Genomic DNA, 25681 nt, shown 5'->3' with positions numbered 1-25681 from the left:
AACCCGGTGACCTGGGGCAGCGAGGCCGAGGCGGCGCCGGGGCGCGCCAGGGCGAGGTACAGTCCGTTGTGTTGGGGCATGCCGGCTCCGTGGCAGTGCGTGACGTCTCTATCCTAGACGAGGCCAATGCTAGGGCGATTGCCGGGGGGCGTCAAATGGGCACGGGCAGACTGGCAGGGATGCGACTTACGCTGCCGGCTGCACCCGGGCCTGCTGTTGTTGTTGCCGGTAGGCGTCCATAGTGCGCGATAGGGTTGCGGCCAAATGTGGCGTGTGATACTGGTAAAAAAACGCAGTCAGGAAGGCTGCTGCACAAACCCGTTGGGCGCTCGCTAACAGGCACGCTGTAACGGGCCGTTTCAGACTCATGGAAGAGCGTATCAGGCGATGGATTGTCCTGCTCCACACCCCGCCGGGTTGCCCGGTACCTGCACCCCGCAGCTTCATTCTGATGGCGTCCCGTTGGCGCTCATGCCTCCTTGCGCTGTGTCCCACGCCGTCACGCAGATCCACCACAGGGAGTGAACCCATGACTGACCAGGGAACGGTTGCGCCCAGAGAGCGCATCAACATCCGCTATGTGCCCGCCACGGGCGATCAGCAGGCCGAGTCGGAACTGCCACTCAAGCTTCTGGTCGTGGGCGATTTCAAGGGCCGTATCGAAGAGGCGCCCATCGAAGAACGAACAGCGGTCTCGGTGGACAAGAACAACTTCCATGCCGTGCTCTCCGAAGCCGAGCTGGGGCTTGAAGCGGTTGTGCCCAACCGCCTTGCGGACAGCGGGGAGGACAACGATCTGCCGGTCAACCTCTCCTTCGCGGCGCTGGAGGACTTTGCGCCCGACAGGCTGGCCCGCCAGGTACCCGAGCTGCGCAAACTGATTGAGCTGCGCGAGGCACTGGTTGCGCTAAAGGGCCCCCTCGGCAACGTGCCGTCTTTCCGCAAGCGGTTGCAGGAACTGCTGGACAGTGAGGAGGTCCGGGACCAGTTGCTGGATGAGCTGAGCCGCGTTACCCCACCAGAGGATCACACCGAGTGATCGGTGTTCGCAACGGAAGCGAGGAGCCACCCCGATGAGTGAAGTCGTATCTGAGCGAGCCGCGGCAACGGCGAGCGACGCATCGCTGCTGGACCAGGTCATGGCCCAGACCCGGATGGCGCCGGAGGATGAAGGCTATGATGTGGCCCGCCAGGGCGTTGCCGCCTTCATCAGCGAGCTATTGAAAGCGCCTGACGAGGCACCGCAGGTCAACAAGGCGGTTGTCGACCGGATGATCGTGGAACTGGACCGCCGGATCGGGGCACAGGTGGACGAGATCCTCCATTTGCCCGAGTTCCAGCGTCTTGAGGCCGCCTGGCGAGGTCTGAAGCTTCTGGTGGACCGGGTCGATTTCCGCGAGAACATCCGCCTGAACCTCCTCCACGCGACCAAGACCGAGTTGCTGGAGGATTTCGAGTTTTCACCTGAGCTTCCCCAGAGCGGGCTCTATCAGCATGTCTATGCTTCGGGCTACGGGCAGTTCGGCGGCGACCCGGTCGCTGGCGTCATTGGCGTATACGACTTTCAGCCCAGTACACCGGATATCAAGTTGCTGCAATACAGCGCCGCCGTGGGTGCCGCCGCCCACGCTCCCTTCATCTCCTCGGTGGCTCCGGAGTTTTTCGGTATAGATCGTTTTCAGGAGCTACCTAATATCAAGGACTTGGCCGCTACGTTCCAGGGGCCGAAGTATGCCCGTTGGCGCAGCCTGCGAGAGAGCGAGGATGCTCGCTACCTTGGCCTTACTGCCCCGCGTTTCCTGCTGCGAATGCCCTACGATCCAGTGGAGAACCCTGTCAAGACCTTCAATTACCGGGAAACGGTCAACGAGAGCCATGATCACTACCTGTGGGGCAACACTGCCTACCTGTTCGCCGAGCGGTTGACCGAAAGCTTCGCGCGTTACCGCTGGTGTCCCAACATCATCGGGCCGCAAAGCGGCGGGGCAGTGGAGAACCTGCCGGTCCACACTTTCGAGTCCATGGGGCAGTTGCAGGCGAAGATCCCCACCGAGGTGCTGATCACCGATCGGCGCGAGTACGAGCTGGCCGAAGAGGGGTTTATTGCGCTGACCATGCGCAAGGACAGCGATAATGCCGCCTTCTTCTCGGCTAACTCGGTGCAAAAGCCCAGACGTTTCCCCAATACAGCCGAGGGCCAGGCTGCAGAGACCAACTTCAAGTTGGGTACGCAACTACCCTACCTGTTCATCATCAACCGGCTGGCCCACTACATCAAGGTGCTGCAACGGGAGCAGATCGGCGCCTGGAAGGAGCGGCAGGACCTGGAGCGCGAGTTGAATGACTGGATTCGCCAGTATGTTGCCGATCAGGAAAACCCACCCGCGGAGGTCCGTAGCCGCCGGCCCCTGCGCGCCGCCTCTATCCAGGTCTCGGACGTTGAAGGTGACCCCGGGTGGTACCAGGTATCCCTCGCGGTGCGTCCCCATTTCAAATACATGGGAGCGAACTTCGAGTTGTCGCTGGTTGGCCGGTTGGACAAGGAGTGACGGCAGTGCAACCGTGGCTGGATCCTCCTCGTGGCCTGCGTCTGTTCGAACGTCTGGGCGTGCCTTGCGCGCCGACCGAACGGCCCGCCGACACCGAATGGGTGGTGGACTCGATCAAATCGCACTTGCTGGAACTCTTGAACAGCCATCCAGGGCACTGCGCCTCGACCCCAGGGCTGGGTCTGGTGGACTTTAATGATGCCAGTATTGGTGCGCTGGACTTGCGTCTGAACATCCGGCAGGCCATTCAGGACTGCATCGAGTGCTATGAACCACGGATTCGTCGGGTTTCGGTGGAAGTGCTGGAACCCGCCGGTGAACCGACCCGGCTGTGGTTCAGGGTTCATGCCCTGGTCGACGATTCCCGACAGGGGCGGCACACCACCCTTGACCTCATGCTCAACGGCCGCCGCTACCGGTTTGTTGACTAGACCGGCTCCATGGAATGAGATGCTGAATCGATACTTCAGGGACGAACTGAACTACCTCCGGCAGGAAGGCCGGGAGTTCGCACAGGCCTATCCTCAACTCAGCCAGTTTCTCTCCGAGCGCGGCGATGATCCCGATGTGGAACGTCTGCTGGAGGGGTTTGCCTTCCTTACCGGGCGGATGCGGGAAAAGGTCGAGGATGAGTTTCCCGAACTCACTCACTCACTGATCGCCTTGCTCTGGCCTCACTATTTGCGCCCCGTACCAAGCATGGCCATCGTCCGTTTCGATCCCAGATGGCACGCACTTCGAAGCGGTCACCGGCTGGCGCGGGGGACGCTACTGACCAGTGCGCCTGTACAGGGCGTGCCGTGCCGCTTCCGAACAAGCCGCGATGTCACCCTTTACCCATTGGCGGTGGCCGGGGTCGATACGGCCCGGACCCGTCGCCGCTCCCGGGTAACACTCAGCCTCCGGGTACACAGTGACCAACCGCTCGCCGAGCTTCAGCCAGACCCCTTGCGCCTGTTCCTGGGTGGCGATGGTTACACTGCACGCACCCTGTATCTGTGGTTGCAGCATTACCTGGAGGGCATCGATCTGGTAGTGAGCGGGCACCGCAGCTTTCTACCGGCGGATAGCATCACCGCAGTAGGCTTTCAGCGGGATGAGGCAGTGCTGCCCTATCCCCGCAACAGTTTCCAGGGGTATCGCATTCTGCAGGAGTACCTCTGCCTGCCGGATGCCTTTCGCTTCCTGGATCTGCGGGGTCTATCCGACGCCCTGCCCCACTGGCCGGCCGAACGGTTTGAACTCACATTCCGTTTTGCGCGCACTCTCCCCGTGGAAGCCCGAGTGCAGGCTGAGCATTTCCAGCTGCATTGCGCCCCTGCCGTCAACCTGTTCGAGCAGGACGCAGACCCCATCGATCTGACCGGAGAACGTGCCGAGTACCGTATCGTTCCCGGTGGTCGGAATCCGGATCACTGCGAAATATACAGCGTCGATTCAGTGGCAGGGTGGGTGACCACCGGAAACGGCCGATTTCGCGGCAAGCCACGCCGGTATGCGCCTTTTGAGAGCTTTCAACACCAATTGGAGCGAGATCGAGGGGGAGAGGGGTGCTACTACCGGGTGCGCCTGCGGGAAAGCCTCCGCAATGACGGTTTCGACCACGACATCGCGTTTGTACGGGATAATGAGGTGCAGCGACCAGGTGATCAGGAGACTGTCTCCCTGCGTTTGACCTGCACCAACCGCCGGTTGCCCGAAGCGCTTGCGGTCGGGGATATTTCAGACTTTGCCGACGATACTCCCGCGCTGGTCGAAGTTCACAATGTCACCCGGCCGACGCCCACCCTCAGGCCGCAGCTCGGCGGTGAATTGCTGTGGACCCTGATCTCCAACCTGGCTCTCAACTACCTTTCGTTGCTGCACACGGATGCCCTGCGCTCGGTGCTGCGCGCCTACGATTTCCGGGCCCTGGTGGATCGCCAGGCCGAACGGGCTTCGCAGCAGCGACTGGCGGGCATTCGGGGCATCGAGACATCTGCGATAGATCGTCTGCACCGGGGTGTACCGGTGCGGGGTATGCGATCGGTGGTCACCCTGGATGAGGCCGCCCTGGGAGACGAGGGCGGGCTCTATCAGTTCGGTTGTGTGCTGGCCCGGTTTTTCGCACTGTACGCCAGCATCAATGCCTTCCACGAACTGCAGGTCGTCAATCTCAAGAACCAGGAGCGCTACACATGGAAGTGGCAGCCCGGGCAACAGCCGCTGATGTAGGCGCCGCACCGCTGGTTGCCCGTGCCCCGCGCTACGACTTCTACCAATTGGTCGAGTTGCTCATGCGGGCGCAGGGGTGTCGGCCGGAGGACGAGGGTAAGGCCCCACTTCAGGTAGCGGGGGTGCGTTTCAAGTCCTCCGCCTCGCTGGGGTTCCCGGGCACTGATGTGGTCGCGCTTCATGCGTGCCCGCGAGAGGGTCACGTCGTCGAGGTCAGCTTCTTGGGTTTGCATGGGGCCCAGTCACCCTTGCCGGGTTACTACCTTGAGCAGTTGGGTCACGCCAGCGCCCATGGTGAGGGCGCAGCAGTGGACCTGCTGGACTTTTTTCACCATCGGTTGCTGACACTACTCCATCTCACCTGGCGCAAGTACCGCCACTACGTGCGCTACGAGGACGGCGCCCGGGATGGCTTTTCCAAGGCATTGTTTGCCCTGACCGGACTGGCCGATGAGGATCTGCGGGCGGATAGCGCGATCAATTGGGGCAAGATGCTGGCTTACGTTGGCCTGGTGGCGGGGCGATCACGCTCCTCTGAGGTGGTCAGCGGGGTTCTGGCCCACTATTTCGACCTCGAAGAGGTCGAGGTTCTGCCATGGCAGGAGCGATGGGTGGCCGTGCCTGGTGACCAGCGCAGCCGCTGCGGAACGGCCTGCATGGGTCTGGGCCGTGACTTCGTCATCGGTGAGCGGGTGGTGGATATCACTGGCAAATTCCTTGTCCGCATCGGTCGGTTGACGCGCCAGCGCATGGCCGACTTCCTGCCTGACGGTCGTGACGGTGCGGCGCTCCAGGCGGTGGTCGATTTCCTATTGCGTGACCCTTTGGCTTACGACCTGGAGTTGGAGTTGCTACCTGATCAGGTCCAACCGCTCCGACTCTCGGCCAGGCACCCCGAGCGGCTGGGCTGGACGAGCTTTCTTGATCCGACAACCGATGCCATGCGTCGCCACCGGCGCGTGCGTCTCCAGATAAGGGAGTGAGCCCGTGACCTCATTGCCAAGACCCACGCTGACTCTGGTGGTCGCCAACCCGGAAACGCTGTCGAGCCGGTTCAGTGTCCGGCACTGCTTTGATAGCCGGGGCGGCTACGTTGGCAGCGACCCCGAGGCCTGTGACTGGACCCTGCCAGATACCGAAGGTGCAGTCCGTCCGGTGCATGCCTCCCTGCACTACAGGGATGGCCGATTCATTCTCCGAGACGAATCCGGCGCTACCTACATCAATGGTGCCACCCGGGCCCTGGGGCGTGGCCAACCCGTGGCGCTTTCGGAGGGCGACTTACTGGTGCTGGGCAGGTATCAGCTCGAGGTGCATATGGATCACATCGGACCATCGCCGGCCGGCGACGCTGATCTGGAAGGCCTCACCGGAGGCCGCACGGCGGTGATCGGCAGCGATCGTCCGCCCCTGATGGCGCAGCCCATGGATCTCTCGGGGGATCCGCTGGCGGCCCTGGGGCCCTCGGGCGATAGCATTGATCTGCTCCCTCCCCGCGACAACGGGCAAGCCCGGAGTCCGCTTGCCAATGAGCCACCGCAGGTAGGGCCTGACTGCCAGGATGGCCGTGTATCGCGTATGCAGCGACCGGAGTTGAGTGCGGAACCCGTGGCGCCGGCCGATGCCGTGCAACCGCTACTCGATGGGTTGGGTGTCACTCTGGATTTTCACGATCCGCAAGAGCGAGCAGTGTTTCTGGCAGAGGCCGGCGAGGCCCTGAAAGCCACTGTCAAGGGCTTGCTGGCTTTGCATCGGGCTCGTCGCCAGGGTGCATCGCCGTGGCCAGAGTGGCGAATGCAGCCGATTGAGGATAACCCCCTTCGCCTCGATCAGGGGTATCCCGAGACGGTCCGGACCCTGTTCTCTGCTGAACGCAGTCCGGTTCATCTGGCCCCCGGGGCGGCCATTACTGAGGCGTTGAGCCAGCTCGATCACCACCAGAGGGCAACAGAGGTGGCCATAGAGGAGGGGCTACAGGCCCTCCTGGAAGCCCTGGCGCCTGATGCGCTCCTGCGCCGCTTCCAGGCCTACGGCCCTCCAGCCGGGCCAGCGGAGCGGGACGAGGCATGGACTTGGCGCATGTACTGTCACTACTTCGACGAGTTGTCATCCGATCGCCAACAGGGTTTTGGCCGGCTCTTTTGGGCAGTTTTCGGGCAGGCTTATGACCAGGCGGCGGTGCAGGGGCAACCTGCGGGGCAGAAACGATGACGCTCAAGCGGTGCCAGAATGGGCGCGGGCTGCTCGGGTTGCTATGCCTGATGGTCATCTTCGGGGGCTCGGGGTGCGCCGCACCGCTGGAGACGGCTGGCAAATTGGGGCAGGTGATCTGGGACCCCTCGACGCCGGTTGGCCACCCCGAAGACCGCCCCTCCACGGCAAGTCTGAGCCTCCTGGCGGACGAGGACGTCAACCCTAATGCGCTCGATGAGGGTACGCCGCTGATGTTTCGTGTCCTGCAACTCAAGGATGACTCCATGCTGATGGCGGCCGACTACGACGAGTTGGAGGGTGACCTGGAGGACGCTCTGGGTACTAACTACCTGAGTCATGACGACTTCACCTTGCTACCCGGGCAGTTCAAGGTCTTCCAGTTGGAGGCTCTGGACAGCGACAGCCGCTACCTGGGCGTGGTCGCCTACTACGCGGAGCCGGACCGGGCGCAGTGGAAGAAGGTCCTGCGGGTGCAATCGCGCGGTCAGGATTATCATTTTCTGGTGCGCCTGCGCCGGCACGAGGCCGAACTCAAGGACGAGGACTGATGGTGAGCCGAAACCGAGTGGTCTGGCGCGAAGGCGCGTTTATCAAACCTCAGCACTTCCAGCAGCAACAGCGCAGTCTCGAGGGTCTGCTTGACCTGCGTTTGCAGGGGGTAAGTGGTTATGCCCATGGCTTCCTGGAGCTCGACATTAACAGTGAGTTCCTCGGGTTTGGTCGGATTGCGCTGATTTGCGCCCGAGGGGTCATGCCAGACGGCACCGCCTTCGACCTGCCCGGCGACGACCTGGCACCCGCACCGCTGGTCGTGGAAGAGGCGGGGATCGCCGATCAGCGGGTCTACCTGGGGTTGCCACTCGCCGGTGATGGCGTGGCAGAAGTGGGCGAGGAGGATGCCCCCCAGGCGGACAGCCGGTACCGTCTGCACCGACGGCAGATCCGTGATCTGCATTCTCACCCGGGCGATGTCACCGAGATGGCCGTGGCCCGGGCCGCACCGCGGCTGTTGCTGGAGCGCGACGACCGCAGTGGCTACGCCTGCCTGGCAGTGGCGCGCATCCAGGCGCGGCGCCCGGACGGTGCCCTGGTACTGGATCCGCACTTCATCCCGACGGCGTTGACCACCCGCGTTGTCCCGGGGCTGCAACGCTTCATCGGTGAGGTAGCCGGTTTGATGCAGACGCGGGCGCGCGCTATTGCCCAGCGGCTGGCCGCCCCCCAGCAGGCCGGAGTGGCCGACGTCTCCGACTTCATGCTGTTACAACTGCTGAACCGGTTGCAGCCGCGTTTCCAGCATCTGCTTCAGCACCGTCGGCTGCACCCGGAGACGCTTTATAGCCACCTGCTTGAGGCGTGCGGTGAGCTGGCCACATTCACCGATCAGTCGCGACTGCCAAGCAGTCACCCGGCCTACGATCACGACGCCCCCGATGCCGCCTTCCGCGCGCTGATGCAGGGGCTGCGCCAAGCGCTATCCACTGTGCTTGAGGCCCGCGCCGTGGCCATTCCCCTGGAGGATCACCACTACGGGCTCATGGTCGCCCCGTTGAATGACCGTGCGCTACTCGAGCACGCCCAATTTATCGTCGCCGTGCATGCGGACCTGCCGGTTGAGACGTTGCGCCGGCGCTTTGTGCAGCAGGTCAAGGTCGCCAGCATTGAACGAATTCGTGACCTGGTGAGCCTGCAACTACCCGGTATACCGCTTACGCCCCTGCCCGTAGCCCCTCGACAGTTGCCTTACCACGCGAGCCATGTCTACTTCCAACTGGACCAGCGCAGTGAGACCTGGGAAATGCTGACCGGCTCGGGGGGCTTCGCATTCCACCTCGGTGGTGAGTTTCCCGGACTGGACATTCAGTTCTGGGCCATCAGGAGTTGATTATGGCGATTTCAGTACAGGAGCCTGCTGCAACGGCCCCACCGATCGGCCAAGGAAGACTTGCGGCCGACCGTCCCCAGCCTCGCACCGTGGAGGCGCCGTCGGGCTTCCGGCTGCGCGGATACCACCTCAATCCGTTTGTGGATGCTGCCAATCCGTTGCTCGGTATGGTGATTCGTGCCCGCGATTTGACGACCCTCGATAACGTCGCCGGGCTTTACCAACAGGTGGTGGAGGAAATCCAGGCCATTCAGCAGGAGTTGACCGGGCAGGGCTACGATCAGTCCACGCTGCTGGCCTTCCGCTACGTGCTGTGTGCCTTCGTTGATGAGGCGGTAATGGGTACCGAATGGGGGCGGCAGAGCAACTGGTCCCGGTACTCACTGTTGTCCCGATTCCACGACGAAACCTGGGGTGGGGAAAAGGTCTTCTCCATACTCGCCCGACTTCAACAGGAGCCAAAGCGTTATGAATCGTTACTGACTTTCATCTATCTCTGCCTCTGCCTCGGCTTCAAGGGGCGTTATCGCATTCAACCCGGTGGACAAGATGAGTACCAGCGCATCGTCCGTGCGCTGGGCGACCAGCTGTCCAGTCTGCAGGGCGTTGATAACGAGGGATTGACGGAGCCGGAGCGCCATATCACGCGCAGTGGCAGTCATTCCGGTACGGGGATCCCGCTCTGGCTGATATACGGTCTGTTCGGGCTGGTGGCCGTCGGCCTGTACCTGGCGATGTCCTGGTCCCTCGATCAACAGGCCGCGGAGGTTACGGGATTGTTAAGTCAAATCATTGAACAGACAGGGAAGTAGCGAATGCTCAAAGTCACATTGAGCGCTTTGATTCGACGCCTTCACCCAATGACCCGTGAGGCACTAGAAGCTGCTGCCGGCCTTGCCATCGAGCACCGGGCCCCGGAGGTGCGCGCTGGTCATCTGTTGGGAGCGCTCCTGGAGCAACCGCTGAGCGATGTTCGGGGGCTGTTGGCGGACTCCGGCCTCGATCCCGCGGCGCTGCGCAGCCGGATTCTGGCCGATGCTGCCCCGCTGGTCCCGGCGGACGATCAGACGCCTGGCTTCTCCCCGCTGTTGGTCGCGCTGTTGCAGGATGCGTGGCTGCTGGCCAGCACCGAACTGGAGCACACCAACCTGCGCAGCGGCCCGATCCTGCTCGCACTGCTTCACCAGCCGGACCGCTACCTGGGGGGCGATTGCGCCCGCCGGTTAGTAGTGCTCGATCGCCACGCGTTGCTGCAGCGTTTCAGTGTGCTGACTGCCGGGTCCGCCGAGCAAACGGAGCCGGCCCGGCATGACAAAGGATCGCCCGCCGTTGGCGGGTCCGACAGCGCCCTCGCTCGGTTCAGCCACTCATTGACCTGGCAGGCCAAGCAGGGGGAGCTCGACCCGGTGCTGTGCCGGGATCATGAGATCGACCAGGTGGTCGATATCCTGGCCCGGCGGCGGAAAAACAACCCGATTATTGTCGGCGACGCGGGGGTCGGTAAGAGCGCGCTGGTCGAGGGACTGGCCGCCCGTATCGTGGCCGACCAGGTGCCCGGGGTATTGCGGGGAGTGGACCTGCGGGTGTTGGACCTGGGGGCGCTGCAGGCCGGCGCCGCGGTAAAGGGCGAGTTCGAAAAGCGGCTCAAGGCCGTGGTGAACGAAGCCCGCGAAGCCACTCACCCCGTCCTGCTGTTCATTGATGAGGCCCACACGCTCATCGGTGCCGGCAACCCTGCTGGCGGGGGAGATGCCGCCAATCTGCTCAAACCCGCCCTGGCACGGGGGGAACTGCGCACCATTGCCGCCACCACCTGGCGGGAGTACAAGCAGTATTTTGAGAAGGATCCGGCCCTCACGCGACGCTTCCAACCCGTGGCCGTGGCTGAGCCTGACCCTGCGCAAGCGCTGGTGATTCTCCGCGGCCTGCGCGATGCCTACGAGCGTAGCCATGGCGTGTTGATCGGGGATAGCGCCCTCCGGGCAGCGGCGGAACTCTCGGCTCGATATCTGGCCGGGCGACAACTCCCGGACAAGGCCATCGACGTGCTGGACACCGCTTGCGCCAGAGTCTCCCAGGCGTTGCAGGCCCCTCCTCGTCAACTGGCTCACCTTGAGAGTGAACTGGCCGCCGTGGAGCGGGAGGTAGCCCAGGTGGCGCGTGAGACGCTACTGGGCCGGACCACCACCGTCGAGCGTCGGGAGGCCCTGGACCAGCACCGCGAGTCCCTCTGTGCGCGGCGCACCGAGCTGGCGTCCGCCTGGCAGGCGCAGCGCGAGCAAGTCGACGCCATTGTGGCCTCCCACCGGCGGCTGCTCTCCGAACCCCCGATGGCCGATGTGGATCGGGAGGCCCTGATCGCGGAGCTGGCCCGGCAAGAGGAGGCGCTGGCTTCACTTCAGTCGCGCTTCACCCTCGTCAATGCCACGGTGGAGGCGCCTCAAGTTGCCCGGGTTATCGAGGACTGGACCGGTGTGCCGGTGAATCGCATGAGCCGCGACGAATTCAGTCGCCTGGCCTGCCTGCCAGACCTGCTCGGTGAGGAGATCAAGGGTCAGGATGAGGCCATAGCCCGCATTCACCGCCACTTGCTTACCGCCCGCGCTGACCTTCGTCGCCCGGACCGGCCTACGGGTGCCTTCCTGCTGGTCGGGCCCAGCGGCGTAGGAAAAACGGAAACCGTGCACCAGCTGGCCGAGCAGCTCTATGGTGGCCGGTCGTTCCTTACCACCGTGAATCTCTCGGAGTACCAGGAGAAGCACAGTGTGGCGCGCCTGATCGGAGCTCCGCCCGGGTACGTGGGCTTCGGCGAGGGCGGTTTGCTTACCGAGGCGTTGCGCCAGCGGCCCTACTCCGTGGTGCTGCTCGACGAGGCCGAGAAGGCCCATCCGGACGTACTCAATCTCTTTTACCAGGTGTTCGACAAGGGGGAGTTGGCGGATGGGGAAGGGCGACGCATCGACTGCCGCAACGCGGTGTTTTTCCTGACGTCCAACCTGGGTCAGGAGCAGATACTGCGTCATCGCGGTGGGGCCGAGTCCCTGGACCGGGCCCTTCACCCCCTGTTGGCGGACTTTTTCAAGCCCGCGCTATTGGCGCGGATGACGGTTGTGCCCTTCCGCCCCCTGCCCCGGGCTGTCCTGGAACAGATTGTCACCGCACGCCTGGCAGGCCTGGTTGCACGGATTCGGCATCGGCATGCAGAGGCAGAGGTGGAACTGGACCCGGAACTTTCTGCTGCCATTTGTCAGCGCGCGACGCAGCAGGAGAATGGCGCTCGCATGCTCGACGCCATAATAGAGGGTGAGCTCTTGCCACCTGTTTCCCGAACCCTGCTCGAGCACAGGGCTCGCAAAGCCACGCTCCAGCGCCTGGTGCTAGCAGTGGACCAGGACAGCGGTGCGTTTCGGGCCGAGGTGGTGTGATTATGGTGGGGGGGACGCCAGTCACAGATGGCGAGCGCCTTGTACCGGCGCTGACCGGGTTCGCCTCGATCCTGCCGCTGGTCGAGAGCTCATCTCCGGCACAGGTGCGCCGTAATGCCTGCAGGCTACTCGCGAGGACCGCCGGTTTGCCTTGGGTCCGCTGTCTGGCGCTGGACTCCGACGGTCGAAGGCTCTGCGCAGATGGTTCGGATACAGTCTACCGTTGCGACGATTTTCGTCACCCTTTCGCCCACGTGATTCGCAGTGGTACGCCGCTGCTTGGTCGGGTCAATGCCCTGCGCGGTCGCATGAACCACCCGGATTTTCTGGCTGAGGCCGCCAATCTGCGAGGGGATTGGGATCTGCACTGTCGCCCGCTGCGGGCACCCGGTGCACCGTACGACTGGCTGGGAGTTTGGGGAATGGCGGGTTCCCGGGCCACGTTGGCCGCGCTGCAGGGCAGTGCCGATTTTGCCGCACTGGAGCGTCTGCTCTGCCATCTCTGGTACCGGCTGTTGGCACAGGATCGATCACACCGGCAGGATCAGAATCTTCGTGACTCCCTGCGCCGACTGCGTGAGGATCAGCGCTCCCACGCGCTGGCTGACTCACTGGCTCGGGAGCTGATTGGCCACTCGCCGGCAATGGTGCGCCTGCGGGAGCGGCTGGTGCGTGCCGCGGACACCGGCCTGGCGGTGCTGTTGCAAGGTGAGACGGGCACCGGCAAGGAATGCGTGGCGCGTGCCCTGCATCGTTGTTCGGCACGGCGCGATGGCCCATTCGTGGCGATCAATTGCGCAGCCATCCCCGAGACCCTGCTGGAGTCCGAGCTTTTCGGTCACGTGCGCGGGGCGCACTCCGCAGCCACCCGCGATCGCGCAGGGCTGCTGTCGGCTGCTGACGGTGGCACGCTTTTCCTGGACGAGATCGGCGACATGCCGCCCGCATTGCAGGCCAAGCTGTTGCGGGTGCTTGAGAGTGGCCGGTACCGGCCGCTGGGTGGGGGTCGAGAAAGGCATGCAGACATTCGGTTGGTCTCCGCGAGCCATCAGCCACTGGTGAAGCTGATCCGCGAACGGCAGTTCCGGGCTGATCTCTACTATCGGCTGAACCAGTTCCCGCTCAGCGTGCCGCCTCTGCGGGATCGCCGGGAGGACATCCCGGAGCTTGCCGAGCACTTTGCGGTTTCTTATGCCGCCCGGGAGGGTCGACCAACCACGAGCCTGAGCCCTTCGGCGTTGGCCCACCTCGCCTCTGGCGACTTCCCAGGCAATGTGCGTGAACTGCGGAACCAGGTGGAGTACGCCTGTGCCATGGCGCCGGTTGGTCAGCCGATCGGCCCCGAGTTGCTGCCCCAGACTGCTCCGCCAGAATCCCCCTCCGGGATTGAATCCTGGGGGGCGGCCTTCAACCTGCGCGAGGTGGTGCGCGCCTACGAAGCCCGGTTGATCCGCGAAAAGCTGCGCCAGTTCAACGGCAATCGTGCCAAGGCGGCGCTTAGCCTGGGTCTGCCGAAGCGGACACTGGCTCACAAGTGCCGGCAACTGCAATTGGACGGGGACCTGCCATGAGCCATCGGCCCTGGATGTTGCCATCGCTGCTGATCGGTCTGTCGCTGCTACCGGTGACGGCCCTCCTTGGCGCCGATGGCCCGAGCGCCGCGGCGTGTGCGGGAGTGGCCAGCCGCGCCGAGCGACTTGCCTGTTACGATGCTCTTTTCCCACCCAATTCGGATGCTGCTGAGCCGACATCGCTCGAATCGCCCCTGTGGCAGCTCGCAGCGCGCCAGGAGCGGGGCCGCGAGCAGGCGGATGCCGGGCTTAGGGTGGTGGAGGATGCGGACCGGGTGCTGCTTACTGCGCCGGCTCTCGGTACACCTCCGCCCCGACCCACCCTCGTCCTCGCTTGTCACAACGAGATCACGCATTTTGAGATCCACCTGCCGGAGCCTGCCGGAGTCGGGCGCGTCGATTTGACCCTGCGCCTGGGAGAGGCCCGCCTGAGGCAGACCTGGCGGCTGCGTGATGGCGGCCGGGTGCTCAGCGGAGGGCGCGGCCTGCCGGCGATCGAGACTCTGCGCGAGCTTCTGGCCGGAGGCACCTTGAGTTTGCAGAGTAACGAGAGCCACGACCTGGACGGCTTGCGTTTCGACCTCAATGGGCTTGGCGAGGCCTTGCAACCCCTGAGGGCGCAATGCCGATGGTAGAGCTACCCCGGCGCATAGGCCGGGAGGCGGATCTCACCCCCCTGCTGGACCCACTGGCGGAGGGTGAGGGGATCGGTCAGCCGGTGACCGACGAGGCCGCCTACGTCTGGCTGGATGAAGAGCTCATGAAGGCGGGCTCTCTGCAACATGGCGAGATCGACTGGGCCGGTGCGGAGCAGCAAGCGATTTGCCTGTTGGCTGATAGGGGCAGAGACCTTCGTGTCCTCGCGCACCTGCTGCACTGTCTGCAGAGAGACCGCGACGCCGTCCGCTTTGCTTTGTCCCTCAATTTACTGCAGCACGCCCTGAGCCACTGGTGGGAGGAGGCCTACCCCAGGCCGGCGCGTCAGGGGTCAGCGTGGCGGTCTCGGCTGTTCACTACCATGATCCGGCGGGCCACCTCTCTGGCTGCCCAACTGCAGGGTGCCAAGGAAGCGGCCCTGCGCCATTGCCTCGACGCCGTGACCGGCCTTCGCTCGCCAGCGTCCGAGAAGGGGCTTCCAAAAGAACCGCTGGTGGATCTTGAGCAGGCCCTGGACCGTTTGGTCCCGGTCGCGCACGGTGGGCCACTGGCCGTGCGGGGCTCGTCACCGCCGGCCAACGGTCAGGATCACTCGCCCGAGCCGGAGGAGGCCTCTACTGAGGCAAGGGTTCAGTCGGAGCTGCTTCCGGGAGACGTGCGTGGCAACCGTGACGTGCTGCTGAGGGTGGCCAGTGACCTGACTGACCAGGCCCCCGATAACCCTTTGGGGTATCGGTTACGCCGTTTCGCCGTCTGGCAAGCCATCGATAACCCACCCCCGGCGCGGAATGACGGGCGTACCGAGCTGGCGCCGGTGGCTGCCGATCGTGCCGCCCTTTACCGTGAAGCAGCCCAGTGTGGTGACGGCACGCTTTGGAGTCGGCTGGAGCACAGCCTGGAGGTCAGTCCTTTCTGGCTGGAGGGCCACCGCCTGAGCGCAGATCTGGCATGCCAACTGGGCCGTGAACCTTGCGCCAACGCCATCCGGGAGGAGGCCGCGCGATTCCTGGAGCGGCTCCCCGGTCTCGCGGATTGTCGGTTCAGCGATGGCACCCCCTTCGTCGATGAAACGACCCGCGCCTGGTTGGTTGGGCCCGCGTTGCCCGGGAACGCCTCCGGCGGCAACGCAGACGCCTGGTCGCGAGCTTTGGTTAAGGCCCGGGAGCATCTCGCCCAGGACGGACTGGGTGTCGCACTCGAAATCCTCGACAGCGGTCTGGCTGACGCCGATTCCCCTCGGGAAGCGGCCTACTGGCGCCTGGCCAGTGCCGATCTGCTGCACAGCGCAGGCCTGGAGGCGATGGCCCGGCAACAGTATCGGGCCCTCCGCAGTGCTATCGAGGGCCTGGGCCTGGCGCAATGGGAGCCTCGGTTGGTAGAGCGCCTTGACGCTCTGTGCCGCCAGTAACTACCCCGACCCTCATCAACGCAGGAAGCAGAACCATGTGGGATAAGGAAAGGAATCTTGGGGCGCGTCCCGTCGGCGGTGCGGTCGGTGGATCGGCCCCTGGTATGGCAAGCCGGAAACTGCCCCGCATGCTGCGCGCCGGGCGGTGGCGGCCCTGGCTGCTGGCGGCATTGCTGGTCGGGGTGCTGGCGGTGATATGGATCTGGGGGCCTCTATGGCAGATCGGCGGTGTGCGACCCCTGGCACCTTGGCCGAACCGCCTGCTGGTTCTACTGGGCGTCGTGTTAACCGTTGCTGTGATCGTCGGCCTGAAGCTGGTGGCTCGCTTGCGCGCTGCCGAATCCGTTGCAGACGAGAGCGCCGCCCCCGACGCGGTGGATCTGGCAACCGAACAGCAGGCTCGCGGTTTGCGTGGCTTCCTGGAGCAACTGCAAGCGCACCTGGGCCGAGGTCGCCAGGCGTGTTACGCCCTGCCCTGGTACCTGGTGCTCGGGCCAGGTGGCAGCGGCAAAACCAGTCTCATTCAGCGTTCCGGTCAACGGTTCGCCCTGACCCGAGCGGTCCGGCCGCTGGGCGAAGAGGTCCCGGAAGTGACACACCACTGGTGGGTCAGCGATCAGGCGGTGATGCTGGAGCCCGGAGGAGGTCTGCTCCGGCACGATACCAGTGAATCGGAAGCGGTCTCTTCCGATGCCGAGGGCCGCCTGGGGCAGGCGCTCTGGAGCCAGTTGACCGATTGGGTTCAGCAGTGTCGTCCCCACCGCCCCCTGGACGGTGTGCTCCTGGTCCTGGACCTATCCTGGCTGGCCAGTGCAGACGCTGCCGAGCGCCAGTCGTGGAGCGGCGTTCTGCGACACCGGTTGCAGGATTTGAGCCGACATTACCGCAGCCGGTTGCCGGTTTACGTTGTACTGACTCAGATCGATCGGCTGTACGGTTTCGAGACCTTTCTCCGTCGCTGTGGGGATGCGGCTCAGGATCAGCCCCTGGGCTTCTCCTTCAGTGCGAAAAGCCAGTCGGAGCCGGATGCCTGGGAAGGCGAGTTCAACCGAGCCTATGAACGTATGCTCGGGCGGATTGAACGGCGACTCATAAGCTGGCTGGCAGCGTGCCGGGACGGGGAAGAGCGCGAGGCCGTATTCCGCATGTCGCGCCAACTCGCGGGCCTGCAATCGGTCCTTGCCGAGACGCTCCAGACCGTTGTCAGCGTACGCTCCCATGCCGCCAGGCCCCTGATGCGCGGGGTTTATTTTACGTCGGTTCAGCAGCAGGGGGTCCCCATCGACCCCTTCAGCGACGCCGCCACGGCCCGTTACCAGTTGCCCGGTGCCGTTTACGGTGCCCGCCGTGCGGCGAGCTCAATGGCCTGGTTCTCCGAGCAATTGCTCCAGCGGGTCGTGTTCCCTGAGGCGGGGTTGGCCGGCGATAATCAGCGCTTCATCAGCCGGCGTCTGCGACTGCGTCGTGCCAGTATCGCTCTCTGCCTGGCAGGGCTCGCCGCGCTGGTGATCGGCTGGGGGCACTATTACCAGAATAACTTGATTGCCCTGCAAGCTGTGGAGGCAAAGGTACAAGCGCTCACCGAAACGCCTCCACCTGCTGCCGGTCGGGATGGTAGCGCAAGCGAGGCCCTTCTCGAGTGGCTGGACCCCCTGCGTGAAGCCACCACTGTCTTCGCCGGCCACCGTGGGCGTTGGGCCGGACTCTCCCACCTGGGCCTGTATAAGGGCAATGATGTGGGGCCGGTTGCCGACCAGGCTTACATGGATGCCCTGCGCACTTACTTCCTGCCCATGGTGATGGGAGAGCTTGCTCATGAAATGAACCAGGCCGCCCCCGGTAGTGAGGCGCAATTTGAGCGACTACGCATCCTGCGGATGCTCTCGGATGCCAGCGGCCGGGATCCAGCGCAGGTTCTTGCCTATATGGCTGATCACTGGCAGGCGCAATACCCCAACCGCGGGCGGCTTCAGGGCCGGCTGGTGACTCATCTTGAGCAAGCCCTTATCCGCACCGACCTGGTCGGGCGTCAGGCCAGAGATCTCAGCGCTGCCGCCGCCCTCGCGCCCGTGGCCGGCAGTATCCGGCATGCCCAGGCAGCGTTCTCCCAGAAAACCGTGGCCGAGCGGGTTTACAGCCAACTGGAGCGCCGCGGGGCGGAGCGCGTTGGGCCCGGGGTGCGCCTTGATCGCCGCGTAGGAGCCGGCTGGAATACCGTCTTCAGCCCCAGGGGCGGCGACCCCACCAACGTGGAGGTGCGGCCGCTCCTGACAAGGACCGGCTTTGAGACCGTCTTTCTGACGGAGCTGGATTCGGCCACCGAACTTGCCCTGCAGGACTTGTGGGTACTGGGAGAGCGAGATGACGTTCATTTCAGTGACCGGGATGAACAGCGCCTGCGGGAGGACCTCCATAAGCGGTTTGTGGCTGATTTCCATCTCGCCTGGCAAAGGGCTCTCGAGGATATTCACATCACTGATATGCAGAGCATTCCACACGCCGTGGTGGTGCTCGAAGCGCTGTTGGGGGAGGCTCGCCCGCTGGATCGGCTGATTGCCGAGGTGACTCGTCACACGCAGCTCTCCCCGGAATTGCCCGTGGACGATGAAGAAGCTCCAGAAGGGTTGCGCGATGCCGCTAGAAGTACTTTTGCGACCGAGCTGGCTCGCCCCTTTGAAACGCTTCATGAGGTGACCCGGGCTGATGATAACGGAACGAGCGATCTGTCGCTTATCAGGTCGTCGCTCGCTGAACTCCGTGACCACCTGCGGGAGATTGAACAGTCCTCGGACCCGGGGCGACGAGCGTTCCGCCATGCACGTGAACGACTGTTGCACTCCAGCGATGATCCGGTGGCGCAGGTGGAGCGTTTGGCTGACGGGCTGCCGGCACCGCTGGACCGCTTCATGCAGGAGGTGGCAGCACAGAGTTGGCAGTTGATTTCGGAGCAGGCAGTCCGCTACCTGGAGCGGCAATGGCTGGATCAGGTAGTGGCGCCCTTCGAGGGCGATCTGGCTGGCCGTTATCCCTTGGACCCAACGGCCAGCCGGGAGGTAGCTCTGGACGACTTTGAGGGGTTTTTTGCCGAGGGCGGCATTATTGACACATTTTACATGGACAAGCTCCAGCCCTTCATGGACGAGGCGCCGGAGCTACTGAAGGATCCGGATGGCGCACCTCTGCTTAACCCCGCTCTGCTGACCGCCATGGAGCGGGGGGAGCGCATCCGGGAGGCGTACTTCGGGCGGGATGGCCTACTGGACATCGGGTTCACTCTGATGCCGGTAAGCTTAAGCGGTGATAAGCGGCGCAGCGTGCTCAACGTGGACGGGCAACTGCTCTCTTACCATCACGGCGCCCCGCAGCGGGTGGCCATGCTGTGGCCCAACACCCTGCGCGAGGGCAACGAAAGCCGGATCACGCTTGTTCCCGATCAGGTCAATCGTTCCCCGCGGAGTGAGGGTCACCAAGGAGCTTGGGCCTGGTTCCGGCTGCTTGACCAGGCCGAGGTGGTCTCGGTCAGCGAACGGGTGATCGAGCTCACCTTCCAGGTGGACGGGGGCCATATGCGCTACCGGCTGACTGCCGACCGGGTCCACAACCCGTTCACGCGGCCATTGGCCAGAGGCTATCGGGTGCCCACGACGCTCTACCGCAATGGTGATCCGGGTATTGCGGAGGCAAAGTGAGAGGGTGCGGGGAAGGCGAGATTTTGCGTCCGGGCAATGTTTTGCTCGCAGTTCGGGCAATGTGTGGCCCGGCTTCGGCCGGAATTGCAAAAACAGGCATGTAAGTAGCTGATTTTCCAGGGCTGACCTGCGCGAGGCCAGCTGGCACAGTCCCTGCCTAGCACTCATCGTCCCGTTGGGGCAGATGTTAAATCACTTGATCTGTAGAGGAACGGAATCCATGCCAACACCATGCTACGTGAGCATTCAGGGTCAGACGCAGGGCAACATCACTGCGGGCGCCTTTACCCCCGACTCCGTCGGCAACATCTATGTCGAAGGTCACGAAGACGAAATGCTTGTCCAGGAGGTCAAGCACGTGGTCACCGTGCCCACCGACCCCCAATCGGGCCAACCCTCGGGTCAGCGAGCGCACAAGCCGCTGATTCTTACCGTTGCACTCAACAAGGCGGTGCCTTTGCTTTACAACGCCCTGGCTGCCGGCGAGATGTTGCCCGAGGTGACCCTGCGGTGGTACCGCACCTCCACCGACGGCAAGCAGGAGCATTTCTTCACGACGACGCTCACAGACGCTACTGTCGTGAACATCGATCTCAGCATGCCTCACGCCCAGGATGCCACCAAGGCTGAATTCACCCAGCTCATGGAGGTCAGTCTGGCGTACCGCAAGATCGACTGGGAGCATACCGTTGCCGGTACCTCCGGGGCCGATGACTGGCGCTCGCCCGTTGAATCCTGAGTCTATTCGGGGCGCCTTCCAGGGCGCCCCATCCCGAGCGTCAGAGCTGACCCGATGACTGAAGATGATCGCATGGAGAGCGAACAACATGTCGCGACAAGTCATACTGCTGGGTGACAAGGACACCGGCCACGGTAGTCACCCGCCGACCGCGGTAACCTCAGGTAGCCCCACCGTACAGATCAATGGCCGTCCGGTGGCCCGACAGGGTGACCCGCTGGCACCCCATCGCAAACCCGGGGGCTCCAGCCATGGCCGGCGTATTGCAAAGGGCAAGGCCACGTGCCTGGTGGACGGCAAGCCGATTGCTCTGAGCGGGCACCCGGTGGATTGTGGGGGGCACTTGGTGCCAGGTGCAGGGTCTGGTGTAACCGTTGGCTGATCAGTCGACTGCTATTTAGTTTTGCTCCGCCTTGCTTCGCCCGCAGGGCTTCCCGATACCCCCGCTCTGCGCTTTAATGGGGGCATGAAAATTCATTTCACCAAGATGCAGGGGCTGGGCAACGACTTCGTGGTCATCGATGCCGTGCGCCAGCCCGTCGATTTGAGCCCGGAGCAGATCCGCCGCATCGCCGACCGCCGGTACGGGGTGGGCTGCGACCAGGTGCTGCTGGCCACCCCGGCCCGGCGCAGCCAGGCCGACTTCCGCTATCTGATCTTCAACCCCGACGGCAGCCAGGCCGAACATTGCGGCAACGGCGTGCGCTGCCTGGCCCGGTTCCTCGACGATCACGGTCTGGTGTCCGCCGGGCGCCACGAACTGGTCATCGAGACGGTCAACGGCCTGTCGCGGGTGCGCCTGTGTGACGACGGGCCGGTCACCGTGGACATGGGGGCACCGGTGCTGGAGCCACCGCAGATCCCCTTTCGCGCGCCGGCCCGGGCGCGGGAGTACGAGCTGGAGGTGGCTGGCCAGGTGGTGCGCCTGGGGGCGGTCTCCATGGGTAATCCGCACGCGGTGCTGCGGGTGGACGACGTGGACAGCGCCCCGGTGGAGACCCTGGGGCCGGCCATCGAGGCGCATCACCGCTTCCCGCGCCGGGTAAACGTGGGTTTCCTTCAGGTCATCACCCCCGGGCATGTCCGGTTGCGGGTGTACGAGCGGGCGGCCGGCGAGACCCTGGCCTGCGGCACCGGGGCGTGCGCGGCGGTGGTCTCCGGGCGCCTGCGGGGGTGGCTGGATGACGCCGTGGACGTCGACCTGCCGGGCGGACGCCTCGTGATACACTGGCCTGGAGAGGGGGAACACGTGTGGATGACCGGCCCGGCCGAGACGGTATTCGAGGGGGAGATCCGTCTGGACTGAGGCCCGCACAAGGCATCCGCCAGCATTGGGGCACTACCTATGCAACAGACCAAGCCTGAAGCGCAACTCACCGCCGAGGACGTGGCCGCGTGGCTCGCCGAGGATCCGACCTTCCTGTTGCGCCACCCGAAGGTGCTGCGTGACTTGGAGCTGCGCCACGACTGCGCGCCCGCCGTCTCCCTGATCGAGCGTCAGGTGCAGCTGCTCCGCCACGAAAACGATGCCCTGCGCGAGGAGTTGGAGGGCCTGCTGGCCGTGGCCCGCTACAACGATCGCACCGGGACCCGGTTGCACCAGCTCACCCTGGAGCTGATGCGCGCCGACTCGCTGACTGCGGTGGTGGAGGTGCTGCGCGCGGGCCTGCGCGAGGGCTTTCAGGCGGATGCCGTTGCCCTGCTGCTGTTCGGCGATAGCGAACCGGCGGAGGGTCTGCCGGTGCCCTGCCTGCCGGAGGACGACGACCGCCTGGCAAGCCTCAACAACTTCATCATGGACCGCCGCCCCCGGTGCGGCCGGATGCGCGGCGAGCAGCTGGAACAGCTTTTCGGCAGTGGTGCCACCCGGGTCAACTCCGCCGCCATCGTGCCGTTGGTGGCCGACCAGGGGGTGCAGGGGTTGCTGGGCATCGGCAGCCACCAGGCCGATCGTTTCCACGAGGGCCAGGGCACCGTCTACCTGACCCAGCTCGGGCAGCTGGCGGGTGAGGCCCTGGCCGCCCACCGCACTACCGTGGCGTAACCCCGTGACCCCGCTGGAGCTGTCCATCCAGCGTTTCCTCCACCACCTGCACTACGAGCGCGGGCTGTCGCCCCACACCGTGAAGGCCTACCGGCGCGACCTGGCGCGCTTTCTCCAATGGTGCGAGGACGCGGGGCTGACGGATGCCGCCGCGATCACCGCCCACCATATCCGCCGGTTCGCCGCCGCGCGGCACCGCCAGGGCCTCTCCCCCGGGTCGGTGCAGCGCGTGCTGTCCGGCCTGCGCAGCCTGTTCCGCTACCTGGTGCGGGAAGGGCAGCTCAGGGGCAACCCGGCCGAGGGCGTTCCCGCCCCCCGGCGCCAGCGCCGGCTCCCCGCGGTGCTCAGCCCCGATGAGACCGCACGGTTGCTGGAGGGCTCGCCGGAGGACGATCCGCTGGCCCTGCGCGACAAAGCGCTCTACGAGTTGGTCTACTCCTCCGGGCTGCGGCTGGCGGAGGCCGTCGGTCTGGACCTGGGGCGGCTGGACCTCGGTGAGGGCACGGTGGAGGTGCTGGGCAAGGGCGCCAAGACCCGCCTGGTGCCGGTGGGCGACAAGGCGCGCCAGGCCCTGGCCGCCTGGCTGGCGGTGCGCCCCGGGTTGGCGCGGGCCGACGAGCCGGCGGTGTTCGTCAGCCAGCGCGGCCGCCGGTTGTCCGCCCGCAGCGTCCAGGCCCGGCTGTCGCGGCTGGCCGTGGTGAGCGGCGTCGGCCGCCCGGTCCACCCGCACATGCTGCGCCACTCCTTCGCCAGCCATCTGCTGGAGTCCAGCGGCGACCTGCGCGCCGTGCAGGAACTGCTGGGCCACGCCGACATTGCCACCACGCAGGTCTACACTCACCTGGACTTCCAGCACCTGGCCAAGGTGTACGACCAGGCCCACCCGCGGGCGCGCCGGCGGCGCGACGACGACTGAGCAGTGCCCGCCTGCGGCCTCACCCCCGGTCAGGTACAGCCGCCGCGTGGCTCATGTAGAATGTCGAGCCCATACCCCATAGCCGAATCCGGGAGGCCCCGTGGAACAGTTCAGAGGCACGACCATACTGGCAGCAAGGCGCAACGGCCACGTGGTGGTCGGTGGCGATGGCCAGGTCACCCTGGGCCACACGGTAATGAAGGGCAATGCCCGCAAGGTGCGCCGGCTGCACAACGGCCGAGTGGTGGCGGGGTTTGCCGGCGGCACGGCGGACGCGTTCACCCTGTTCGAGCGCTTCGAGGGGCAGCTGGAGAAATACCGCGGCAACCTCACCCGGGCCGCCGTGGAGATGGCCAAGGACTGGCGCTCGGACCGCGTGCTGCGCCGCCTGGAGGCCCTGCTGATCGTCGCCGACCACGAGGCCATGCTGGTCATCTCCGGCAACGGTGACGTGATCGACCCCGAGGATGACTTCGTGGCCATCGGCTCCGGTGGCCCCTACGCCCAGGCCGCGGCCACTGCCCTGATGCGCCACAGCGACCTGTCCGCCCGCGAGCTGGTGGAACAGGCCCTGGGCATCGCCGGCGACATCTGCATCTACACCAACCGCAACCTCACCATCGAGGAACTGGGTCCCGAGAGCGAGGACTGAAGGCAGGCTATCCCATGTCCGAAATGACGCCCCGCGAAATCGTCCAGGAACTGGACAAATACATCATCGGCCAGGATGCGGCCAAACGCTCCGTGGCCATCGCCCTGCGCAACCGCTGGCGCCGCATGCAGGTGGACACCGCCCTGCAGCCTGAGATCACCCCGAAGAACATCCTGATGATCGGGCCCACCGGTGTCGGCAAGACCGAGATTGCCCGCCGCCTGGCCAAGCTGGCGCGGGCGCCCTTCATCAAGATCGAGGCCACCAAGTTCACCGAAGTGGGCTATGTCGGCCGCGACGTGGAGTCCATCATCCGCGACCTGGTGGATATCGCCATCAAGCTGGTGCGCGAGGAGGCCATGGAGCGGGTCCAGCACCAGGCCGCCGACGCCGCCGAGGACCGGGTGCTGGACATCATGCTGCCCCGGGCCCAGAGCTTCGATGAGGAGGACCCCAGCTCGGCCACCCGGCAGAAGCTGCGCAAGAAGCTGCGCGAGGGTCACCTGGACGAGCGCGAGATCGAGGTGGAGATCAGCGCCAACCCCGCCGGTGTGGAGATCATGGCCCCGCCGGGCATGGAGGAAATGACCAACCAGCTCCAGCAGATGTTCCAGAACTTCGGCGGCGACAAGACCAAGCGCCGCAAGATGAAGGTGAAGGAGGCCCTGGAGGTACTCAAGGAAGAGGAGGCCGCCCGGCTGGTCAACGACGAGGACCTGAAGGCCGAGGCCGTGGACCGCGTGGAGCAGAACGCCATCGTCTTCCTGGACGAGATCGACAAGGTCTGCAAGCGGGCCGAACAGGGTACTGGTGGCGATGTCTCCCGCGAGGGCGTGCAGCGCGACCTGCTGCCGCTGGTGGAGGGCTCCACCGTGTCCACCAAGCACGGCATGGTGCGTACCGACCACATCCTGTTCATTGCCTCGGGTGCGTTCCACCTGTCCAAGCCCTCGGACCTGATCCCCGAACTGCAGGGGCGGCTGCCGATCCGGGTGGAGCTGCAGGCGCTGACCACCGACGACTTCGTGCGCATCCTGAGCGAGCCCAGCGCCTCCCTGGTCCACCAGTACCAGGCGCTGATCGCCACCGAGGGCTGTGAGCTGACCTTCACCGACGACGGCATTCGCCGCGTGGCAGAGGTGGCCTGGGAGGTGAACAGCCGCACCGAGAACATTGGCGCCCGCCGCCTGCACACCGTCATGGAGCGGCTGCTGGAGGAGATCTCCTACAGCGCCGCCGACCGCGGCGGGCAGCAGATCACGGTGGACGCCGAGTACGTGGACCAGCACCTGGGCAGCCTGGTGCAGGACGAAGACCTGAGCCGGTATATTCTGTGAGATGACCATGAAAGTGCCCAGCAACATCCGACTGCACAAGGCCTCCCGCATCCTCGAGGTGCAGTTCGACGACGAGGTCTTCCACCTGCCCTGCGAGTACCTGCGGGTGCACAGCCCCTCTGCCGAGGTGCAGGGTCACGGCCCCGGTCAGGCGGTGCTGCAGACGGGCAAGGAGCAGGTCAACATCAGCGAGATCGAGCCGGTGGGCAGCTACGCGGTGCGACTGCGCTTCGACGACGGCCACGCCACCGGGCTCTACACCTGGGAGTTGCTCTACGACCTGGGCCGGAACCAGGAGCAGTACTGGCAGCGCTACCTGGACCGGCTGGCCGAGGCGGGCTATACCCGGCGCGAGCCCACTGACAGCGGGAGGCACTAGCC

The 25681-nt window shown here is 64.9% G+C and carries 22 protein-coding genes; all 22 read left to right on the top strand.

The window, feature by feature from the left end:
* Positions 1 to 529: 529 nt before the first annotated feature.
* The 22 genes from tssB (at position 530) to DFR31_RS08140 (ending at position 25679) form a co-directional block, all read left to right on the top strand.
* Positions 530 to 1039, top strand: coding sequence for a type VI secretion system contractile sheath small subunit (gene tssB / locus DFR31_RS08245; protein WP_121442103.1), 510 nt, complete (start codon positions 530 to 532; stop codon positions 1037 to 1039).
* A 34-nt stretch (positions 1040 to 1073) separates the two neighbouring features.
* Positions 1074 to 2549 (top strand): type VI secretion system contractile sheath large subunit, encoded by a 1476-nt coding sequence (tssC, locus tag DFR31_RS08240; RefSeq protein WP_121442102.1) that lies wholly within the window; start codon positions 1074 to 1076, stop codon positions 2547 to 2549.
* Between the two features lie 5 nt (positions 2550 to 2554).
* A complete protein-coding gene (tssE, locus tag DFR31_RS08235) occupies positions 2555 to 2980 on the top strand; it encodes a type VI secretion system baseplate subunit TssE (RefSeq protein ID WP_121442101.1) in 426 nt (141 codons plus the stop codon).
* Complete coding sequence (gene tssF / locus DFR31_RS08230) at positions 2895 to 4763, top strand: type VI secretion system baseplate subunit TssF (RefSeq protein WP_245971109.1); 1869 nt, start codon at positions 2895 to 2897, stop codon at positions 4761 to 4763. Before tssE ends, tssF begins: the two co-directional genes overlap by 86 nt.
* Positions 4727 to 5746 (top strand): type VI secretion system baseplate subunit TssG, encoded by a 1020-nt coding sequence (tssG, locus tag DFR31_RS08225; protein WP_121442099.1) that lies wholly within the window; start codon positions 4727 to 4729, stop codon positions 5744 to 5746. The genes tssF and tssG overlap by 37 nt, the downstream gene beginning before the upstream one ends.
* A 37-nt stretch (positions 5747 to 5783) precedes the next feature.
* Entirely contained in the window at positions 5784 to 6974 is a 1191-nt protein-coding gene (gene tagH / locus DFR31_RS08220) for a type VI secretion system-associated FHA domain protein TagH (protein ID WP_245971108.1), read from the top strand.
* Positions 6971 to 7525, top strand: coding sequence for a type VI secretion system lipoprotein TssJ (gene tssJ, locus DFR31_RS08215; protein WP_121442098.1), 555 nt, complete (start codon positions 6971 to 6973; stop codon positions 7523 to 7525). The genes tagH and tssJ overlap by 4 nt, the downstream gene beginning before the upstream one ends.
* Positions 7525 to 8862: a type VI secretion system baseplate subunit TssK gene (gene tssK, locus DFR31_RS08210; protein WP_121442097.1), complete on the top strand. Its 1338-nt coding sequence runs from the start codon at positions 7525 to 7527 to the stop codon at positions 8860 to 8862. The genes tssJ and tssK overlap by 1 nt, the downstream gene beginning before the upstream one ends.
* A gap of 2 nt (positions 8863 to 8864) precedes the next feature.
* Positions 8865 to 9674: a type IVB secretion system protein IcmH/DotU gene (gene icmH, locus DFR31_RS08205; RefSeq protein ID WP_121442096.1), complete on the top strand. Its 810-nt coding sequence runs from the start codon at positions 8865 to 8867 to the stop codon at positions 9672 to 9674.
* A 3-nt stretch (positions 9675 to 9677) separates the two neighbouring features.
* Positions 9678 to 12287 carry a type VI secretion system ATPase TssH gene (gene tssH, locus DFR31_RS08200; RefSeq protein WP_121442095.1) on the top strand — a complete coding sequence of 870 codons (2610 nt, stop codon included), beginning with the start codon at positions 9678 to 9680 and terminating at the stop codon, positions 12285 to 12287.
* 422 nt (positions 12288 to 12709) lie between these two features.
* Positions 12710 to 13858 (top strand): sigma-54 interaction domain-containing protein, encoded by a 1149-nt coding sequence (locus tag DFR31_RS08195; protein ID WP_245971107.1) that lies wholly within the window; start codon positions 12710 to 12712, stop codon positions 13856 to 13858.
* Positions 13855 to 14493: a type VI secretion system-associated protein VasI gene (gene vasI, locus DFR31_RS08190; RefSeq protein WP_211328246.1), complete on the top strand. Its 639-nt coding sequence runs from the start codon at positions 13855 to 13857 to the stop codon at positions 14491 to 14493. Before DFR31_RS08195 ends, vasI begins: the two co-directional genes overlap by 4 nt.
* A complete protein-coding gene (tssA, locus tag DFR31_RS08185; protein ID WP_121442092.1) occupies positions 14481 to 15923 on the top strand; it encodes a type VI secretion system protein TssA in 1443 nt (480 codons plus the stop codon). The genes vasI and tssA overlap by 13 nt, the downstream gene beginning before the upstream one ends.
* Positions 15924 to 16027: 104 nt before the next feature.
* Positions 16028 to 19612: a type VI secretion system membrane subunit TssM gene (tssM, locus tag DFR31_RS08180; RefSeq protein ID WP_245971106.1), complete on the top strand. Its 3585-nt coding sequence runs from the start codon at positions 16028 to 16030 to the stop codon at positions 19610 to 19612.
* 220 nt (positions 19613 to 19832) lie between these two features.
* Positions 19833 to 20351, top strand: coding sequence for an Hcp family type VI secretion system effector (locus DFR31_RS08175; protein WP_121442090.1), 519 nt, complete (start codon positions 19833 to 19835; stop codon positions 20349 to 20351).
* A gap of 64 nt (positions 20352 to 20415) precedes the next feature.
* Positions 20416 to 20733 (top strand): PAAR domain-containing protein, encoded by a 318-nt coding sequence (locus DFR31_RS08170; RefSeq protein ID WP_342767658.1) that lies wholly within the window; start codon positions 20416 to 20418, stop codon positions 20731 to 20733.
* Positions 20734 to 20817: 84 nt separating this feature from the next.
* Positions 20818 to 21657 carry a diaminopimelate epimerase gene (dapF, locus tag DFR31_RS08165; protein ID WP_121442088.1) on the top strand — a complete coding sequence of 280 codons (840 nt, stop codon included), beginning with the start codon at positions 20818 to 20820 and terminating at the stop codon, positions 21655 to 21657.
* A gap of 39 nt (positions 21658 to 21696) precedes the next feature.
* Positions 21697 to 22395, top strand: a complete 699-nt coding sequence (locus DFR31_RS08160; protein ID WP_121442087.1) for a DUF484 family protein — start codon at positions 21697 to 21699, stop codon at positions 22393 to 22395.
* 4 nt (positions 22396 to 22399) lie between these two features.
* Positions 22400 to 23311, top strand: coding sequence for a tyrosine recombinase XerC (xerC, locus tag DFR31_RS08155; RefSeq protein WP_121442086.1), 912 nt, complete (start codon positions 22400 to 22402; stop codon positions 23309 to 23311).
* Positions 23312 to 23411: 100 nt separating this feature from the next.
* A complete protein-coding gene (gene hslV, locus DFR31_RS08150; RefSeq protein WP_121442085.1) occupies positions 23412 to 23963 on the top strand; it encodes an ATP-dependent protease subunit HslV in 552 nt (183 codons plus the stop codon).
* Between the two features lie 14 nt (positions 23964 to 23977).
* Positions 23978 to 25300 carry an ATP-dependent protease ATPase subunit HslU gene (hslU, locus tag DFR31_RS08145; protein WP_121442084.1) on the top strand — a complete coding sequence of 441 codons (1323 nt, stop codon included), beginning with the start codon at positions 23978 to 23980 and terminating at the stop codon, positions 25298 to 25300.
* Positions 25301 to 25307: 7 nt separating this feature from the next.
* A complete protein-coding gene (locus DFR31_RS08140; RefSeq protein ID WP_121442211.1) occupies positions 25308 to 25679 on the top strand; it encodes a gamma-butyrobetaine hydroxylase family protein in 372 nt (123 codons plus the stop codon).
* Positions 25680 to 25681 lie beyond the last annotated feature (2 nt).

This window comes from Alkalispirillum mobile, assembly GCF_003664325.1.
GTDB lineage: Bacteria > Pseudomonadota > Gammaproteobacteria > Nitrococcales > Halorhodospiraceae > Alkalilimnicola > Alkalilimnicola mobilis.
This window is presented reverse-complemented; position numbering and strand designations above follow the sequence as displayed.